At 35.6% G+C, this 15842-nt stretch carries 17 protein-coding genes; all 17 read left to right on the top strand.

What is annotated here, in order from left to right; all coding sequences use genetic code 11:
* Positions 1 to 5: 5 nt before the first annotated feature.
* The 17 genes from rplO (at position 6) to TTHT_RS06655 (ending at position 15797) form a co-directional block, all read left to right on the top strand.
* Entirely contained in the window at positions 6 to 455 is a 450-nt protein-coding gene (rplO, locus tag TTHT_RS06735) for a 50S ribosomal protein L15 (protein ID WP_201327213.1), read from the top strand.
* Positions 455 to 1831 carry a preprotein translocase subunit SecY gene (secY, locus tag TTHT_RS06730; RefSeq protein ID WP_201327212.1) on the top strand — a complete coding sequence of 459 codons (1377 nt, stop codon included), beginning with the start codon at positions 455 to 457 and terminating at the stop codon, positions 1829 to 1831. The genes rplO and secY overlap by 1 nt, the downstream gene beginning before the upstream one ends.
* A complete protein-coding gene (locus TTHT_RS06725; protein WP_201327211.1) occupies positions 1828 to 2463 on the top strand; it encodes an adenylate kinase in 636 nt (211 codons plus the stop codon). The genes secY and TTHT_RS06725 overlap by 4 nt, the downstream gene beginning before the upstream one ends.
* Before the next feature lie 31 nt (positions 2464 to 2494).
* Positions 2495 to 2695, top strand: a complete 201-nt coding sequence (infA, locus tag TTHT_RS06720; RefSeq protein WP_408033909.1) for a translation initiation factor IF-1 — start codon at positions 2495 to 2497, stop codon at positions 2693 to 2695.
* A gap of 13 nt (positions 2696 to 2708) precedes the next feature.
* Positions 2709 to 2822, top strand: coding sequence for a 50S ribosomal protein L36 (gene rpmJ, locus TTHT_RS06715; RefSeq protein WP_201327209.1), 114 nt, complete (start codon positions 2709 to 2711; stop codon positions 2820 to 2822).
* A gap of 12 nt (positions 2823 to 2834) precedes the next feature.
* The gene (gene rpsM, locus TTHT_RS06710) at positions 2835 to 3212 is read left to right on the top strand and encodes a 30S ribosomal protein S13 (RefSeq protein WP_201327208.1); all 378 of its coding nucleotides are present in this window, start codon (positions 2835 to 2837) and stop codon (positions 3210 to 3212) included.
* 16 nt (positions 3213 to 3228) lie between these two features.
* Positions 3229 to 3624, top strand: coding sequence for a 30S ribosomal protein S11 (rpsK, locus tag TTHT_RS06705; protein WP_201327207.1), 396 nt, complete (start codon positions 3229 to 3231; stop codon positions 3622 to 3624).
* A gap of 21 nt (positions 3625 to 3645) precedes the next feature.
* The gene (rpsD, locus tag TTHT_RS06700; RefSeq protein ID WP_201327206.1) at positions 3646 to 4275 is read left to right on the top strand and encodes a 30S ribosomal protein S4; all 630 of its coding nucleotides are present in this window, start codon (positions 3646 to 3648) and stop codon (positions 4273 to 4275) included.
* A gap of 14 nt (positions 4276 to 4289) precedes the next feature.
* Entirely contained in the window at positions 4290 to 5276 is a 987-nt protein-coding gene (locus TTHT_RS06695) for a DNA-directed RNA polymerase subunit alpha (RefSeq protein WP_201327205.1), read from the top strand.
* Between the two features lie 9 nt (positions 5277 to 5285).
* Complete coding sequence (gene rplQ / locus TTHT_RS11035; protein ID WP_201327204.1) at positions 5286 to 5834, top strand: 50S ribosomal protein L17; 549 nt, start codon at positions 5286 to 5288, stop codon at positions 5832 to 5834.
* Positions 5835 to 6058: 224 nt separating this feature from the next.
* Complete coding sequence (locus TTHT_RS06685) at positions 6059 to 6409, top strand: VanZ family protein (protein ID WP_269089379.1); 351 nt, start codon at positions 6059 to 6061, stop codon at positions 6407 to 6409.
* Positions 6396 to 7067, top strand: a complete 672-nt coding sequence (locus TTHT_RS06680; protein ID WP_201327202.1) for an NUDIX hydrolase — start codon at positions 6396 to 6398, stop codon at positions 7065 to 7067. Before TTHT_RS06685 ends, TTHT_RS06680 begins: the two co-directional genes overlap by 14 nt.
* The gene (locus tag TTHT_RS06675; RefSeq protein ID WP_201327201.1) at positions 7040 to 10558 is read left to right on the top strand and encodes a protein kinase domain-containing protein; all 3519 of its coding nucleotides are present in this window, start codon (positions 7040 to 7042) and stop codon (positions 10556 to 10558) included. Before TTHT_RS06680 ends, TTHT_RS06675 begins: the two co-directional genes overlap by 28 nt.
* Before the next feature lie 12 nt (positions 10559 to 10570).
* Positions 10571 to 12070: a hypothetical protein gene (locus tag TTHT_RS06670; protein WP_201327200.1), complete on the top strand. Its 1500-nt coding sequence runs from the start codon at positions 10571 to 10573 to the stop codon at positions 12068 to 12070.
* Positions 12067 to 13209, top strand: coding sequence for an MFS transporter (locus TTHT_RS06665; protein WP_201327199.1), 1143 nt, complete (start codon positions 12067 to 12069; stop codon positions 13207 to 13209). The genes TTHT_RS06670 and TTHT_RS06665 overlap by 4 nt, the downstream gene beginning before the upstream one ends.
* 10 nt (positions 13210 to 13219) lie before the next feature.
* On the top strand, positions 13220 to 14587 hold the full coding sequence (locus TTHT_RS06660) for an 8-oxoguanine deaminase (RefSeq protein ID WP_201327198.1): 1368 nt from the start codon (positions 13220 to 13222) through the stop codon (positions 14585 to 14587).
* A 34-nt stretch (positions 14588 to 14621) separates the two neighbouring features.
* Positions 14622 to 15797, top strand: a complete 1176-nt coding sequence (locus TTHT_RS06655; RefSeq protein ID WP_201327197.1) for a phosphoadenosine phosphosulfate reductase domain-containing protein — start codon at positions 14622 to 14624, stop codon at positions 15795 to 15797.
* Positions 15798 to 15842: the final 45 nt, after the last annotated feature.

The following is a 15842-nucleotide window of genomic DNA, read 5'->3' as shown; positions in this document are numbered from 1 at the left end:
GCAAGATGAAAATAAATGAAATTAGACCGAATGAGGGTGCAACCCGCAGGAAGATAAGGGTTGGAAGAGGCCCCGGCTCAGGAAAAGGCAAAACAGCGGGAAGAGGTCATAAAGGGCAGAAATCCCGTTCAGGTTACTCAAGAAGGTTTGGTTTTGAAGGTGGGCAGATGCCACTTGTTAGAAGGCTCCCTAAGAGGGGATTTTCTAACTATCCTTTCAAGAAGGAATATGTTGGAATTAATCTCACAATGCTTGCACTTTTTGAGAACCAGGATGTTATTACTGTAGATGATTTTATAAACAAAGGAATAGTTAAAGACATTAAAGACGGTATTAAGATTTTAGGTAACGGTGAAATAAACAGGCCTGTTACTGTAAGAGCCCATAAGTTCAGTAAATCAGCCCGTGAAAAAATTGAAAAAGCGGGCGGAAAGTGTGAGGTACTTGAGCCGTGATGGAGACATTTAGAAATATCTGGAAAATTGAAGAGCTCCGTAAAAGATTGATATTTACTTTTGCAATGCTTTTTATCTACAGGTTAGGAGCTCACATTACAATTCCAGCTATTGATTTGTCGGCACTGCTTGAGTGGTTTGATTCTCAAAAGAGTACAGTGTTAGGTTTTCTTGATTTGTTTTCTGGTGGAGCGTTTAAAAACGCTTCAATCTTTGCTTTAGGTATTATGCCCTACATTACTGCTTCAATTTTATTGGAGCTTTTAACGGTAATGGTGCCTTACCTTGACCAGTTAAAGAAGGAAGGGGAGCAGGGAAGAAAGAAGATAACCCAGTACACAAGATATTTAACTGTTGTGTTTTCTGCTTTGCAGGCTTTCGGTATTGCAACCTTGCTTGAATCTTTACAGAGTCCATCAGGAGCACACATTGTTACAAACCCGGGCTGGGGGTTTAAACTTCTTACTGTTTTAACCCTTGTAACCGGTACCCTTGTAATAATGTGGTTGGGAGAGCAGATAACAGAAAGGGGAATTGGAAACGGTATTTCATTGATAATCTACTGGGGTATTCTTGTTAGGTTGCCTCAGGCTGTTGTTTCTGTACTGCTTGATTTAAAGAACGGGGATAAGAGTTTAATTGTTGTTCTCTTTGTGTTTGCTTTTATGCTTGCTGTAACGGCATTTGTTGTATTCTTTGAAAGCGGCCAGAGGAGAATCCCAATACACTATGCGAGAAGGGTATCTGGTTTAAGAGGAAATACCGGTCAGGCAAGTTACTTGCCTATAAAGGTTAATGTATCCGGTGTTATCCCAATAATCTTTGCTCAGGCACTTGTAATGTTTCCAATGACTCTGGCAAAGATATTCCGTTCCCAATCTTTGACAAAATTTTTATCTTACTTCGGGTACGGAATGCCTATGTACGTCATTCTCTATATTGCAGCAATTATATTCTTTACCTTTTTCTATACCGCGATTATTTTTAACCCGGTTGATACTGCGGAAAATTTGAAAAAGTACGGAGGGTTTATCCCAGGGATTAGACCAGGGAAGGCGACAGCTGATTACATTGATGATATTCTTACAAAGTTAACATTCTGGGGTGGTATATACCTTTCTGTTGTTTCAATTATTCCTATGATTTTAATGTCAGGTATCCATGTTGAGGCAACTCCTTTTATAGGGGACTTCCTTGACAGAGTAGTTCCTGAATTTATTAAAAACGGGTTAGGTTTTAACTTTTACTTTGGCGGAACATCATTGCTCATTGTTGTAGGTGTGGCAATGGAATTTGTGAGTCAGGTAGAATCACATCTCTTAATGAGGCATTATGACGGTATTATGCAAAAGGGCAGAGTGAGGGGAAGAAGATGAAGAAGTCAATAATCATGCTTGGTGCCCCTGGAGTTGGAAAGGGTACTCAGGCAAAATTGATTTCTGAAAAATATGGAATACCCCATATTTCAACAGGGGATATGTTGAGAGCTGCTGTAGCTGAAGGTACCGAATTAGGGCTGAAAGCAAAAGAGATAATGGAAAGGGGCGACCTTGTCCCGGATGAAATAATGTATGGAATAGTTAAAGAGAGATTGGCCAAAGATGACTGTAAAGAAGGCTATATTTTAGATGGTTTTCCAAGAACTATACCTCAGGCTGAGTTTTTAGATACTGTTGACAAAATCAATTTTGCAATCTATATTTATGTGCCTGAGGAGTTGATAGTAAAAAGGCTTGTTTTAAGAAGAACATGCCCTAATTGCGGTGCAATGTACCACCTTGAGTATAATCCTCCAAAAAAGGATAATATTTGTGACAAGTGTGGTACACCCCTTATTCAAAGGGATGACGATAAAGAAGAAGTTGTAAAAAACAGACTCGCCGTGTATAATGAAAAAACGGCGGTTTTGTTGGACTATTACCGTAACCGCGGCATTCTATATAAAATTGACGGTAATAGGGATATTAATGAGGTTTTACAATCTATTGTCCAGGTAATTGGTGAGTAGAGGTTGAGTTGTGGTTAAGAACAAAGAAACCTTGGAAGTCAAGGCTGTTGTACTTGAGGCTCTGCCTAATGCAATGTTTAGGGTTGAGTTGATTGACACAAAACACCAATTACTTGCTCATATTTCAGGCAAAATGAGAAAAAACTTTATCAAAATTTTGCCGGGTGACAAGGTTTTGGTTGAGATTTCACCTTATGATTTAACAAGGGGAAGAATAATTTACAGATTTTAAACAGAGGTGAGTTATGAAAGTTAGACCTTCAGTAAAAAAGATTTGCAAAGATTGCAAGATTATTAAAAGAAAAGGTGTGGTAAGGGTTATTTGTAAAAACCCCAAGCACAAACAAAGACAAGGGTAATGGAGGTATCAATTGGTTAGAATAGCTGGTGTAGATTTGCCGGAAAATAAGAGGGCTGAAATTGCTTTAACCTACATTTTCGGCATTGGTAGAACAAGAGCCAACGAAATTCTTGAAAAAGCCGGTATTGATAAAAACAGGAAAATGAAGGACCTCACAATGGATGAGGTAAACACAATTTCCAAAATCATCCAGAATGAGTATGTTGTTGAGGGCGATTTAAGGAAAAAGATTACTATGGATATCAAAAGGCTTATGGAAATTAACTGCTACAGAGGGATAAGGCACAAAAGAAGAATGCCGGTAAGGGGACAGAGAACTCATACCAATGCAAGAACTGCCAGAGGTAAAAGAAGTACCGGTATAGGCAAAAAGAAGAAAAGCAAATAAGGGAAGGTGATTGGGTATGGCTAAGAAGAGAAGAAGATCAACAAAAAAGAAGGTTTACAGGCAAGTCCCTCACGGGGTTGCCAATATTAAGACAACTTTTAACAATACCATTGTTACAATTACAGACCCGGAAGGAAATGTTTTGTGCTGGTCATCAACCGGTAAAAATAAGTTTAAAGGGTCTAAGAAAAATACTCCTTACGCCGCTCAGGTTACTGCAACAGATGCGGCTGAACAGGCAGTTAACAATTATGGGATGAGAAGTATTGATGTAAAAGTAAAGGGGCCCGGAGTAGGAAGGGAATCAGCAATTAGAGCGTTAGCAGCTGCAGGATTGCAGATTAAATCAATTAAAGATGTTACTCCGATTCCTCATAATGGGTGCAGACCACCTAAAAAGAGAAGAGTCTAAATATAGTGCAGGAGGCAAAAATTGGCTAGATATACAGGACCGGCATGTAAATTATGCAGAAGAGAAGGCATGAAGCTTTTTCTTAAAGGAGAACGTTGTTTCAAGGATAAATGTGCATTTGATAGAAGGCCTTTTCCTCCAGGACAGCATGGAAGAATGAGGAATAAACCACCTATCGGATACGCTGCTCAGTTGAGAGAAAAGGAAAAGGTTAAAAGAATTTACGGTGTACTTGAAAAACAGTTTAGAAAATACTATGAAATGGCTTCAAGGAAAAAAGGTGTTACAGGTGAACTTCTTTTGCAATTCCTTGAAAGAAGACTTGATAATGTTGTATACAGATTGGGCTTTGCCACTTCAAGGAGACAGGCAAGGCAACTTGTAAACCATGGGCATATACTTGTTGACGGGAGAAAGGTGGATATCCCTTCTTACCTTGTTAAAGAGGGTCAGGTGATTGAGGTTAAAGAGAAATCAAGAAAGATTCCTTCAATTGAAGAGTCTATTAAAACAGCCAAGGGAAGGGGAATTCCCGAGTGGCTTGAACTTAAACCAGAAGAATTTAAAGGGGTTGTTAAATCTCTACCTAAGAGAGCAGACATTACTCTTGACATCAATGAGCAGTTAATCATTGAGTTGTACTCTAAGTAATTAAGAGGTGAGGGATGGAAATTTTAAACGGTTTTCAAATGCCTAAAAAGGTTGTTCAGCTTTCCGTAAATGAAGATGGTACTTATGGAAAGTATGAGGCACAACCTTTTGAAAGAGGCTTTGGGACAACAATAGGGCATGCTTTAAGAAGGACTTTGTTATCTTCAATTGAAGGGGCGGCAATTACTGCTGTCAGAATTGAAGGGGTTCCCCATGAGTTTATGTCTGTGCCAGGAATTGTTGAGGATGTTACTGATATAATCCTCAATATTAAAAAGATTCCTTTAAAAATGCACGGGCATGCTCCAAGAATGATCAGGATTAACAAAACCGGAGAAGGTGTGGTAACTTCTGCTGATATTGAAACAGACTCTAATGTTGAAATTCTTGATAAAAATGTTCACATTGCAACCCTTGACAAAGGGGTAACTCTGAATATGGAAATGAGGGTGAAGGTGAACAGAGGTTTTGTTCCTGCTGAGTTTAACCACGATGAAGATTTACCTATTGGGTTTATCCCGGTGGATTCTTCCCACTCACCTATAAAAAAGGTTCACTATGAGGTGTTACCGGCAAGGGTAGGGAGAAGGACTGATTACGATAAACTTGTTATGGAAGTATACACCAACGGTTCTATTCACCCTGAAGATGCTATTGCTTATGCGGCAAAACTTCTTAAAGACCAGTTTTCTCTCTTTATTAACTTTGAGGAAGTTGAAGAGGATATTGAAGAGACACCGGTTGAAGATGAAAAGAACAATGAGCTTCTTGAAAAGCTAAATACATCAATTGATGAGTTAGAGTTAAGTGTAAGGGCATATAATTGCCTGAAAAACGCTGGTATTAAAACAATAGGTGAACTTGTTCAGAAGACTGAATCCGAGGTGTTGAAGATTAAAAACTTCGGGAAGATTACTCTTACCGAATTGAAAAAGGTCCTGGAAGGTATGGGCTTAACATTCGGTATGGATGTAAAAGATTTGTTAGAGAAAAACAAGTAGGGGTAGGAAATGAGACATAGAAAAGCAGGCAGAAAATTAGGAAGAAACACAAATCAAAGAAAGATGCTTCTCAGGAACCTTGCGGTTAGCCTTATTGAACATGGGTCAATAGTTACCACAAAGGCTAAAGCAAAAGAATTGAGAAGGTATGTTGAAAAGATAATTACCAAGGTTAAACACGAAGACCAGTCTCACGCACAGAGGCTTGTTTTCAAAAAGCTTCAAAACAAAGAAGCTGTTAAGAAACTTTTTAAAGAGTACAGGGAATCTTTTATTGACAGGCCAGGCGGATATACAAGGATTTATCTCCTTGGAAACAGGCCTGGTGATGCTGCCGAAATGGCAAAGATATCCCTTATTCTGAAGGGTGAAGTGGTTGTTGAAGAAGAACCTGTTGTGGAAGAGGAAGTTAAAGAAGAAGTTAAGGAAGAAACAAAAGAAGAAGTGAAAGAAGAGGCTCCAAAGAAGAAGAGGGGAAGAAAGCCAAAGGCAGAAAAGAAAGAGGAAGAAAAGTCAGAAGCTGAAGAAGTTAAGGAAGAAAAAGAGGATAAAGAGTAATAAAGTCGCAAGGGGTTTCCTTTGCGACTTTCCTTTTTTTATTATGAAGAGTCACTTTTTTAATCTGTTAATTTACGTTTTTTGTATTTCATTTTTTTTCGCGGTATTGTATAACGATACCAAAAAGGATATTGTGCGCCATTTTTTTAAATGGTTTCTTTTTTTAATTGGAATTGCTCTGATGCTTGCATACATAATGTATCAATTTCCGAGGCATCCATACTTTGGGTAAAAGAATAGTCTCCCTATTTTTTTTATATTTACTATTAATTTTTTATCTCTCCTCAATTCCTAATTTACACTTAAAAAATGTTATATATTTTCAGGATTTGTTTTTGCATTGTATTGAATACTCTGGATTAACTGTTCTTGCTTATTACTCTTATCTTTTTAAAGATATTCCTTCTATTTTACTATTTGTTGAGCTATTCGCTTTTAGTGATGAGTTTCATCAGTTTTTTGTCCCTGGAAGGACTTTTTCTTTTCTTGATTTTTTGGCAGATTTTATTGGGGCAATTTTGTGTTTAATTGTTATAATTAAATACAAGGAGAAAATTTACGGTGAAAGAAATTAAAGAACTAAAAGTTCTAAATCATAAAATTTGCAGCCAGTTTGAAAACCCGTTTTTTGTTCATCATAAATACAGATTGCAAAATGTTTATGAGGACAATTCAGTATCGAGAGAATACAATATAGAGTTTTTTGATAGAAAAGGGTATGACTGTGTTGCCGTAATTCCCTTTTATAGGGAGAATGAAAATGTATATGTTGGCATTTTAAAGGCATTCAGACCTACTATTTATTTCAGGAAAAATTATCCCCTGCCATTAAAAGACAACAGAATTTATACTTTTGTTTATGAATCTGTTGCAGGCTCTCTGGAAGAGCATGACAGAGGATTAGAGGGAGTATTAAACAGGGCAATTGAGGAATTAAAAGAAGAGGCCGGGTTTATTGTAAGCAAAGATGATGTTTTTTCTCTTGGTGGGTCTTTTTTCCCCTCCCATGGCCAGTCAACAGAAAAGATTCACCTATTTGCAGCTGACATCTCCAATGCAAAAAAAGTAGAGGCAATGGGCGATGGAAGTGTAAATGAAGAGTTAAACCAGCTTGTTTTCTTTGAATTATATGAAATAAAGGATTTATGTTTTAAAGGGATTATTGAAGACCCGAAAATAGAAATAGGGGTGGGAAGGTTGGAGAGATGTCTTTTGACAGAAAAAGGTATGTAGAGTTAAAGGTTTTAGGTACAGGAGGTTTTTCAACTGTCTATCTGTGCAGAGATTTATTTGAAAACAGAACTGTTGCCCTAAAAGTTATAAAAACAGGTAAACTAAACAAAAAAAACCTTACAAGGCTTCAGGACGAATTTTTTCTTTTAAACTCTTTAAGGCATAGAAATCTTGTGGATGTTTTTGATATAGGCTACAACTTAGATACAAACACTATTTACTACACAATGGAATATTGTGAAAAAGTAAATATAATAAAATACCTGATAACCAAAGATGAAGAAACCATAATTAAAGCTCTTGTTCAAATTCTCAGAGCTTTGCACTTTATTCATTCTCACGACATAGTTCATTTTGATATTAAACCTGAGAATTTTGGAATAATTGAAGATAACCTTGATTTCACCGTAAAGTTGATGGATTTTGGCTTGTTTCTCCCAATTTCCCAGATAAGCAAGACTTCAATGAGGGGCACTATCTTTTATATGGCTCCAGAGCTTTTTTCCAAAGAAATGGAAAAAGACCACAGGGTTGACCTTTATTCTCTTGGAATGGTTTTTCTAAAACTTTTGCTCATAAGAAACGGGATAAATTTAGACCAGAAATACTTTGACATAGAAACTTTAAAAAAAGAACAAATAGACAAAATAAAAGAGAAAAGGCTTTTTAAAATAATAAAAAAGCTTGTTGCTAAAAAGTTATCCGAAAGGTATTTTTCCGCAGTTGAGGTTTTAAACGATATAAATGATATTTACAAACACTATTTCAGTATTTTGCCGCCAAGAGGGAAAGAGGAGCTGTTTTTTGAACCAAGGTTTGTTGGTAGAAACAATGAGTTGAACTTTTTAAAAGCTTTTCTTGTCTCCCTTGAAGTAGAAAAGCACAAAAAGCCCTTTATTTTAATCAAGGGTGAGTCAGGTATTGGTAAATCAAGGTTGATGAACGAATTCAGGCTTCACGCACAATTGCAGGGTTTCAGGGTAAGAAAAGCCTATGCCCTTTCAAGAGAAAGGATTTTCCATGTTGCAATTCAGCTTTTCAAAAAGCTTATGCCTGTTTTTCGTCCTGAATTTTTTAAGGATGTTGACAAAGATATTATTTCCATAATACACCATGCTATATACTCTGATGCTCCTGTTTTTTCCCCTGTGCTTTTTGAGAGTATGGATGGAGAAATCCTTTCCAAGTTTTTATATAACTTTGTTGATATGTTTAAGAAGCTTGTTGATGATAATTCAGAGATATTTATCTTTTTTATTGAAGATTTTCAAAATATAGATGAGTTTTCTATCCAGTTTTTAAGAGCTTTTTTAAGCAAAAAGATAAATGCATTATGGTTAATAAATTACCGTTCAGATGTTCAATTGCCTGATTATATTAATGGGTTTATAGAGGAGCTTGAAAACGCTGATTTAAGTCAAACAATTGAATTAAAGGCTTTGACAAAAGAAGACATTGCTGAATTAATTAAAGCATCTTTTCCAAAAGCCTTTTTAGGATACAAGTTTGTTGATTTTGTTTATGACAGAACGGCAGGAAATCCATTACTTGTGGCTGAGTTATTTAAGACTCTAATTTCCAAAGAGATTCTCTATATTGAAAATGGAATCTGGAAGTTTAAAGAGGGAAGTGAAGTAGAGTTTGCAGATAAGTTGGATTCTATCTTTGCATACAGAATAAACTCTTTACCGGAGAAAGCAATTGAAATATTAAAATACATGGCCTTAATTGAGGAACCTGTGTCAGAGCAATTTCTTGAGAGGGTGCTGGACGGTAAAGATATTTATGATGAGGTGGGAACTCTTATTGAGAAAAGAATGATAGTAAGTTTTTCCAGAAAGTATATGTTTGCTCATTCTAAACTAAGGGAAAGTGTAATCTCCATGCTAAAGCAGGGAGAGATTTCAAGGCTTTATTCAAAAATTGCAAAGGTAAATGAGGATTTAGGAGAATTTTCCTTTGAAAAAACAGCCAAGTGGTATTTAATGGCTGACAATAAGGAAAAGGCAAAGCAATTTTACAAGCTTGCTTTTGAAAATTATGCAGGAACTTATAAAAACGAAAAGGTTATTGAAATTGGGAATATTCTTTTAGATTTGTGTGACAATATAAAAGAAAAGAAATTTTATCTTAAAACAATAGTGAGAATGAATTTCTATCTGGGAAAAGCTCTGGAAAATGAAAGGTATATAAACAAGCTTAAAGAACTCCCTCTTGAAGAAAGGGACAGGATTGATATCCCGTTTTATGAGGCAGAATTTCTCGCAAAAACAGGAAAGGTAGAAGAAGCATTAAATATACTTTATGGCCTTGTTTCTGAAGACAAAATCAAACTCTTTCCTGTAAAATATCTTCACGAATTATACATTAAAATCGGTACATTGCTTTTAAGAGAGGGAATTCTTGACCAGGCAAGGTTGTTTTTTGGTCTGGCAGAAAGTGTAATGAAAGAAAGACAGCCTGGAAGGGAATTTGGGACTTTATACCAATTTTCAGGATTCCTTGATTATGTTGATGGAAACCTTAAAACAGCATATTCAAAATGGGAAAAGGCATATGAGATTTACAAAGAAACATCTTTTCTTCCGGGCATTGCAGGAACTTTTTTGAATTTTGGAAGGTATTATATTGCAAAGTGTGATTGGCAAAATGCAGTTAAATACCTTGATAATGCAATTGAGATTCTGTCTAATATAGGAAATATATCCCAATTAGCTGACGCATTTCTTTTAAAGGTTAAGTCGGCAAGGATTAAAGGAGATTTTTTGCTTGCCGGCAAACTTCTTGATAAGGTTGACAATCTCTTAAATACAATTGACGATAAATCGGCTTTAATTCGCTTCAACATAGAAAAGGCTGTTTATTATATGGAGTTGGGGCAATGGGCGGATGCAGAAAACTATCTAATTGTTGCTGGCACTATGGCTAACACATCAGATTTTAAAAAATCCCAGATTGTTGTTTCATTTTATGAATCTCTCCTTGATTATTACAGGGGTGATTTCAAACATGCCTACCAGGAGTTGATGGCTGTTAAACAATCTTTTGAAGCTGTTGGAAGTTTTTATGAAAAAATTTATTGTGAACTTTTAAAGATAGCGCTTGATATTGAAAAGAATAATTTTCTTGATGCAGAGGGTAATCTGGAGCAACTTGAGGACATAATTTTAGATAGCGATATAAACTATTTAAAGGTGTATTACTATATCCTGTATGGAAATTTAATTGCAAAAGATGGCAGAAAGGAAGAGGCTTACAGAAAATTACACCTTGCCCTTGCCCTTGCAAGAAAAAACAACCTTTTACTATTAAGTTTAATAAGTTTAAACTCTATTTTTAGAGAGTTATACACTTTTTTAAATGATGATACCAAAGAATTAATTGTAAATGAGATAAAAGTTCTTAAAAATGAATTACTCTCTAAATTTCCTAAAATTTATATAAATGACTTTTTTAACAGAAGAGAGTTGTCTGCAATAAAACATTTATAATACGGAGGATAAATGAAGAGAATATTTGCCAGAGGGGATTTTAATGCCTTTTTTGGACTTATGCTTGACAATGTCACAAACCTTGTTGTTTTAACAGGAATTTTAACAGGAGTATTTGGGTATCCTTTAAAGATAATTATGACAAGAATGATTCCTGCTACCGCATTGGGGGTTATGATAGGAGATTTAGTTTACACCTATATGGCATACAGGTTGATGAAAAAGGAAGGCAGAGACGATGTTACGGCAATGCCCTTGGGACTGGATACACCGTCAACAGTGGGTATTACACTTACTGTTTTGGGGCCTGTCTATTTGCAGACAAAAGACCCCTATCTAACATTATATGTGGGGATGTCTGTTCTTATAATTATGGGAATAATAAAAGTAATACTTTCATTTTTAGGAGAATATGTTCAGAAATACTTTCCGGAAGCAGGGCTTTTAGGCTCAATTGGCGGTATAGGATTGGCACTATTAGGTTTTTATCCAATGCTTGATGTTTTCAAACTTCCTATTGTTGGTATTGTTGCTTTGGGAATAATTGTTTATGCTTTTTTTGCAAGGAAACAGATGCCTTTTAACATTCCACCAGTTTTTGCAGCGGTTACTTTAGGTACTATTCTTTTTTATCTTTTACCAGCAAGAGAAACAATAACGGCTACAACAACTTTTGGATTTTTTATCCCTCATCCTGATTATAGTTTTGTTAAAGGAATGAGGCTTGCAATAAATTACCTTCCTGTAGCAATTCCCTTTGGAATACTTACAATTGTCGGGGGAATAAATGTTAATGAAAGTGCAAGGCTTGCCGGGGATAATTACAAAACAAGAAATATTCTCTTAACAGAGGCTATTGCCACACTAATTGCTGGCTTCTGTGGTGGGGTAGCCCAGTCAACTCCTTACATCGGGCATCCAGCGTATAAGAGAATGGGAGCAAGGGCAGGATATACCCTTGCAACAGGTTTATTTATTGGTATTGGTGGTATGTTAGGTATAGTTGGGGGAATAGTAAACATAATACCTGTTGCTGCTGTTGCACCTATATTGATTTTTATCGGTTTTGAAATAGCAGAGCAGTCTTATGTTGTTTGTAAGGATGAAATACCTGCAGTGCTTTTTGCCTTTATTCCTTCAATAGCAAACCTTGTTCAGGTTCAGGTAAATACCTTTATGGGATTTTTCGGAAAATCAGTTGCAGATTTGTCAGGGGACATACTTGCCACCTATAAAGCAATAACTGTTCTCGGGAACGGTTTTATTTTAACTGCAATGCTATGGGGTAGTATGGTTTCTTTTTTAATAAGGAAAAACATAAAGGGATTTATTTTTACAAATACTATTATGATTGTTTTTACACTTTTTGGTTTAATTCATTCAATTAATCCTAACGGCAGTATTTATATACCGAAATTTGAGATAAACTATTCAACCTCAATTGCAATAGGCTACCTTATTTTCACTGTGCTTTCAGTTTTAATGATTAAATGGGACAAAAGTGATAGATGAATAAAGAGATAATTGCAAAAAAAATAACAATTTTTTCTGGGGTATTTTTTATTGCAATTCTTTTAAATACATACCCTGCGTTGATGACAGAGTTTCAAAGATATTTCTCTATGAGTGTGGGAAAATCAGGTGTAATCCCTTTTTTCAGTTCAATGGGGACAATTTCCGCAAATATTCTGGCAATTTATCTTCTTGCAAAAAAGGGGACAAAAATTGGTTTAAAATTAGGTTTTTTAACAGCATTTTTGGGACTCTTGTTTGCCTCTATTTTAGGATTTTACCCTCTAATTTTCGGAATTTTTCTTATTTCAATGACTTTCGGGCTTATTATGACTTCCCTTTCCACAACCTATTCACATTTGCCTTTAAAACATCAGGATTTTTCAATGTATCATTCATTTTTTGGTATAGGGGGGTTAATTGCACCAATTATAGTTAAGTTTATTTTAGGTAAAGGTTTGACTTACAATTATGTTTATTTAAGCTATTTTGTTATTTTTCTCATAGTATTGTTTCTCTTTGTTTCACATCCTTTTGAAAACTACAAAACAGAAAATTACTCTATAAATGATTTTAAGAAAGCTGTTTTAAACAAAAAAATAGTAATACTTGTTTTGCTTTTAGGGTTTTATGCAGCAAGCGAGATGTCAATTGTTGTTTGGACTGGAAATTTTTACAAAAGTGTACACAAAATTGGGATAAAAAAGTATTCCCTTATTCTTTCAATGTTCTGGCTAATTTTTACAGTTAGCAGGTTTTTTGGAAATAAAAAAATCAAAAAATTAGGAGTTCAAAAAAATATTATTATTATGTCTGTTTTAACAATACTCTGTGTAGGAATAATGCTGTTTTTTCCCTTTAAATACTCTGTTATCTTTTTCGGGTTAACCGCCTTTTTTATGGCAACCCTTTTCCCCTCTTTTCACTTTCTTATCAACTATATTGCCGACAACAATGTAAAAGGGGTAGTAAACGGGGTTTTGTTTTTAGTGGTGTCAATAATAGGATTGTTCTTTGTCCCCTTTGTTGGGATAATTGCAGATATTAACATTTACTATGCATTTGGTATAATTCTTTTGCCGTTTGTTGTTCAGGCAACTGTACTGCCATTGATTTGCAGAGAAAATATAAAGATTTAAGAGGTGAACCATGCTATTACTTAAAAACTGCTACTATGTGGCTACTTTTGATGAAAAAGATACTGAATTAAAGAATGTTGACATTTTAATTGAAGGAAACAGGATTTCTAAAATTGGGAAAAACTTTAATATAGAATCTAATTACACGGTTCAGGCAATTGATTGCTCAAACCTTGTTATTCTTCCAGGACTTGTTAATACCCACCATCACTTTTTTCAGGTTTTAACAAGAAATTATCCCCCTGTGCAGAATGCAAAACTGTTTGACTGGCTTGTTAATCTCTATAAGGTCTGGAAAAACATTGACGAAGAGGCAATTTACTATTCAAGTTTAATTGTTTTGGCTGAATTATTGAAAACAGGATGCACTTTAACTTCAGATAACCATTACCTTTATCCTGAAGGTATAACCGAAATCTTTGATATTCAACTTGAGGCTGCAAAGAAGCTGGGGATTAGAACAGCATTGACGAGAGGCTCCATGACTATGGGGGAAAGTGAGGGGGGATTGCCGCCTGATTCAATCTGTCAGGATACTGACACTGTTATTAAAGACAGTTTAAGGGTGATAGAAAAATTCCATAAAAAGGAAGAACTGGCAATGAGAAGGGTAATTCTTGGCCCATGCTCTCCGTTTAATGTTGCTGAAAGCACCTTAACTGAATCTGAAAAGCTTGCAAGAAGCTACGGGGTAAGGCTTCACACACACCTTGCAGAGACGCTTGATGAGGAAAGGTACTGCCTTGAAAGGTATGGGGTAAGGCCTTTAAAGTATATGGAAAAATTAAACTGGCTTGGTGAGGATGTGTTTTATGCCCATGGAATCTGGTTTAACGACGAGGAGATGAAGATTTTGGCTGAAACAAAAACAGGGGTTTCCCACAACCCTTCCTCAAATATGAGGCTTGGAAGCGGGATTGCAAGGGTTAAGGAAATGCTTGAAATGGGTATCCCTGTTTCATTGGCTGTTGACGGTTCATCTTCAAACGATACCTCTGATATGTTGGGAGAGGTTAGAACCTGCATGCTTTTACAGAGGATAAAGTACGGGCATGATGCATTATCAGCAAGGGATGCATTGAAGGTTGCAACAAGGGGTGGTGCTAAAATGCTTGGATTTGATAAGTTAGGTATGATTAAAGAAGGCTTTGGTGCAGACTTAATTGGAATAAACATAAAAGACTTTCAGTATGCAGGAAGCCTCTCTGACCCGCTTGCAGCAATTGTTTTTACAGGGTACAACCACAATGTTGATTTAAACATAGTAAACGGCAAGATTACAGTTGCTAAGGGCAGGGTTGTTGGTATTGATGAAGAAGAATTAGTTGAAAAGGTGAACGAGATTAGCCTTAATTTGATAAAAAAAGCAAATGCTTAACCTGTGGGTAAGGGCAAAGCGCGATGCGCGTAAAATGCCCATGGTTTTAAGAAAGTATTATAAAAATGAAGAGATTAATTTAAACACAATAAAATCTAAAAGTTTAAAAGATTTAGATATATTACCCTTTGATTTTTCTAAATTCAATATAGTTGTTTTAGGTTCTGGGGATAGGGAATTGTACCAAGAGTTAAGCGAATTTGTCTCTCCTCTTTTTGGATTAAATTCAGTAAAATCTGAGCAACTTAGAACTGAAAAGGTTTCAACAATATTTAAAACAATTGAATATTCAAAGTCAGAGATGAGAAACGGGGTTGAGTTTAATGAGGGGGTTTTTATTTTTTCAGGGAAAAACAGAATAAATGTTCCCCTTTCCCCTGATACTGATTGTTATTTTTTGTATCCTGAACACGCAAAAAACCTTAAAAAAATTTTAAACCTTGATTTTGATTTGCCTGAATACACCTTGATTTTCAGGGATAATGGGGAAGAGTTTATATACCTTGAAAAAAATAACTTTTTAAGGGTTGAAAAGCCAGATGAAGGAGAAATTGTAATAATCGGCAAAGTTAACAAGCCTTCTAAAAAATTAAACATTAATTTTAATAAAACTGTTGACCAAAATAGGCATATTGTTGAAAAAATGAAAAAAGAGGCAATCTGTTTTCTATCGCCGTTTAAAGATAAAAAAGCGGTTATTCCTTTAAGCGGGGGAAAGGATAGCCAGGCTGTATTGGATATTGCTGTAAATGTGTGGGATAGGGAAAAACTATTGTGTATCCACGCAGACACAGGGTTTGATTTTAAGGAAAACAGAAATCACGCTGAATACCTTTCCAAAGAATACGGGGTAAATCTTGAAGTGTTAGAGCTTAACCTTAACAAAAAGGGAGAACCTGATTTTTCAAGATGGTGCACTTTTGAGAAAACAGAAAAAATGTATGAAATTGCAAAAAAATGGGGGGCTGAAATCTATCTTATGGGGGATAGAGATGCTGAAAGTAGTAAAAGGAGAAGAAAGCCGAGGAAAAGAGAATTACAGGGAATACTTCACCTCTTCCCAATAAAATTCTGGTCAACTGCCCATATTCAGGTTTTAATTGAGTTGTCAGGTAGAAGCATCAATCCACTTTATAAAAAAGGTTATTGGCGAACAGGGTGCAAAAGCTGCCCGTTTTTAACTCAATGGGAAAAAATCCTGCAATTTTAATTTAAAAATTTTTCAAAATTAAATATAATATACCATAACAAAAAT

The organism is Thermotomaculum hydrothermale (genome assembly GCF_016592575.1).
Classification (GTDB): domain Bacteria; phylum Acidobacteriota; class Holophagae; order Thermotomaculales; family Thermotomaculaceae; genus Thermotomaculum; species Thermotomaculum hydrothermale.
This window is presented reverse-complemented; position numbering and strand designations above follow the sequence as displayed.